The organism is Hoeflea sp. BAL378, assembly GCF_000759435.1.
Taxonomy (GTDB): Bacteria; Pseudomonadota; Alphaproteobacteria; order Rhizobiales; family Rhizobiaceae; genus Hoeflea.
In genome coordinates, this window is record NZ_JRJG01000203.1 from 1 (window position 1) to 2,965 (window position 2,965).

Here is a 2,965-nt window from a genome sequence, read left to right on the forward strand (position 1 = left end):
TTTCAGCGTGCCGGTCCACGCGGTCGGCCCGGCCACCGCCCAAGCGGCGCGCGAAGCGGGTTTTACCGATGTCCGCGAGGGCGGCGGGGCCGCGCTTGACCTGGCGCGCGCCCTGACCGGAGCGGCATCGCAGCCGGCGGAAGGCCCGGCGCCGGGCGGCGCGGAGGCTCGGGGAAGAGGTCTGGTTTATCTCGCCGGCGCGCCGCGCACGGACGTGATCGAGGAGGAGCTGCGCCAGGCAGAGCTCGCCTTTACCGTGCTCGAATGCTACCGGATGGTCGAAATAAGTTATTCGACTGACATTGTGAAGTCGACTGTTTTGTCGCATCCCCCGGACGTCGTGCTGCTCTATTCGGCCAATGCGGCGCGGCGTCTGGCGGCGCTGGTCCGGGCCGAAGGCCTCGGCAATGCTCTGGATTCGGCACGATTCCTCTGTCTTTCCCCGGCCATCGCCGAGGCGCTGCCGGAACCATGGCGGGCGCGCTGCGTTATCGCGGGTCATCCCGATGAGAACAGCCTGCTTGCATCGCTCGCCGCATTGGGATGATTTGAGGGCATAGTGCGGCGGCTGCCGGCAATGCACTGTCATTGCGGACCGTCGCGTTCGCCCGAACCAGATCAAGCAGGACACGCCATGAGCAAGGGCCCTACCCCGCGACACTCGAAATCGCCCGAACCGGTCACCATCGACCTCGACGCCACCGATGTGACGCCGAAGAACGAGGACCTCACCTCCAGGCCCGCGGCCGCCGGCCCGGCGACATCCGCGCCGGCATCGGCGAAACCCGGCGAGCCCGCGTCGGCGGCGAAGACCGATGCCGCCTCCGCCGGGACCGGCCCGTCATCGGCGCCATCCGGCAAGGGCGCTGAGGCGAAAACCGATGCGAAGGCGGGAGACGCGGCAGCGTTCGGACGCGCCGCGGGCGAGCCGAAATCCAGCGTGCCGCCTGCCGGCACGCGACATCCCGCCGACGAACCGGAGACCGCGACCGCCAGGCCCGGCGACGGCAAGCCGGCATCATCGACACCCGGCTCATCCACGGGTCCGGCTTCGTCCGCTGCGAAGGCAAAGCCGTCCGAGGCGCGGACCGGCGATTCCGGGCCGGCGAGCCCGGCTGCGACGAACAGGTCCGGCGCATCCGCCAAAAGCGGCGGCGGCGTGCTGATGCTCGCTTCCGGCCTGATCGGCGCGGTGATCGCCCTTGGCGGCGGCTACGCCCTGCAGGCGAGCGGCGTGCTTCCGGCGCCGGGAGGCTCCGCCGACCAGGTCCAGGCGTTGAGCTCGCGGCTCGACGCGGTGTCGTCGAGCGTCGAGACCCTGACCAGCCAGTCGGCCGGCACCGGCGACGCCGACATGGCGGCGCAACTGTCGGCGCGTCTCGACCGGCTGGAGACAAGCCTCAACGAAGCGGCGGCAGCCGGCGGGACGGCCGATCCGGCCGCAATCGCCGCGGTGAACGAGAGATTTGCGGCGCTCGAAGCCACGCTCGCGCAGATGGGCGCCGGCAGCGGCGCTGCCGACCCGGCCGTGACGGCGGGTCTCGACGAGCTGCGGGCCGCCCAATCCGGCCTGCAGACCGCGGTTTCGGAGCTGCAGACCCAGACCTCCACCCAGGTCTCGGAGCTTTCGGCCCGGATCGCCGCGGTCGAGCAGGGCCAGACCGATCTCGCCGCCAGGCTCGACGAACCCGGCCGTCAGATCGATCTTGCCCGCGCCATCGCCGCCGCCGGCCTCAAGTCGGCGATCGACCGCGGCGGGTCGTTCATGACCGAACTCGAGGCCTTCGCCTCGGTGGCGCCGGATGATCCGGCCGTGCCGGAGCTCAGGGATCTGGCGGCCAGCGGCGTGCCCAGCCGCTCCCGGCTGATCGAGCAGTTTCCGGAAGCCGCCACCGCCGCCATCGCCGCGGCCGAACCGGTCGATCCCGAACAGGGGCTGGTCGACCGGCTGATGTCGAGCGCCCTGTCGGTGGTCAAGGTGCGCCAGGTCGGCGATGTCGAGGGCGACAGCGCCGAGGCGATCGCCGCCCGCGCCGAGGCCCGGCTGATGGACGGCGATCTCGACGCCGCGCTGGCCGAATGGAACCAGTTGCCCGAGGCGTCGAAAGCCGCCGCGGCCGGCTTCGGCGACTCGCTCGCCGCCCGCGCCCGCGCCGAGAAGCTGATCGCCGCCTCGATGGCGCCGGGCGGCGCACCGGCTTCGACCGAAGCCCCGGCCAATTAGGAGACCCGTGATGATCCGCTTGTTAATCTTCGTGGTGCTGATTCTCGCGCTGGGCTTCGGCTTCGCCTGGCTCGCCGACCGGCCCGGCGATCTTTTCATCGTCTGGCAGGACCGGCGCATCGAAATGTCGCTGATGACGGCGGTGACGCTGGTCGCCTCGCTGATCGCGGCGATCATGGTCGGCTGGTGGATCATCCGCGCCATCCTCTATTCGCCGCGCACCGTCTCGCGCTATTTCCGCGCCAGCAAGCGCGACCGCGGCTACCAGGCGCTGTCGACCGGCCTCCTGGCGGCCGGCGCCGGCGACGCCGCCATGGCGCGCAAGATGAACAAGCGCACCAAGGGCCTGCTCAACGCCGACCAGGAGCCGCTCATCCATCTTCTCGATGTGCAGGCGGCGCTGATCGAGGGCCGGCACGAGGAAGCCCGCAAGCTGTTCGAGGCCATGGCCGAGGATCCGGAGACCCGGCTTCTGGGCCTGCGCGGGCTCTATCTCGAGGCGCAGCGGCAGGGCGCGGACGAGGCGGCGCAGCATTATGCCGAGACCGCCGCCGAACAGGCGCCGCAACTGCAGTGGGCCGGATCGGCGGCCCTGTCCTACCGGACCCGCGAGGGCAAGTGGAACGAGGCGCTGGGCCTGCTCGATAAGCAGCGTCAGGCCGGCACGCTGGAGCCGGCGGTCGCCGACCGGCACAAGGCCGTGCTGCTGACCGCGCGCGCCCGCGACCATGCCGACAGCGA

3 protein-coding genes are annotated in these 2,965 nt (G+C 71.2%); all 3 read left to right on the forward strand.

What is annotated here, in order from left to right; all coding sequences use genetic code 11:
- Nucleotides 1-547: uroporphyrinogen-III synthase (locus tag LL06_RS25000; protein WP_035533487.1), on the forward strand; the 547-nt coding region annotated here is incomplete at its 5' end.
- A gap of 87 nt (nt 548-634) precedes the next feature.
- The gene (locus LL06_RS27540; RefSeq protein WP_161785026.1) at nt 635-2,224 is read left to right on the forward strand and encodes a mitofilin family membrane protein; all 1,590 of its coding nucleotides are present in this window, start codon (nt 635-637) and stop codon (nt 2,222-2,224) included.
- A gap of 10 nt (nt 2,225-2,234) precedes the next feature.
- The coding region (locus LL06_RS25015) for a heme biosynthesis protein HemY (protein WP_035533491.1) at nt 2,235-2,965 on the forward strand (731 nt) is incomplete at its 3' end.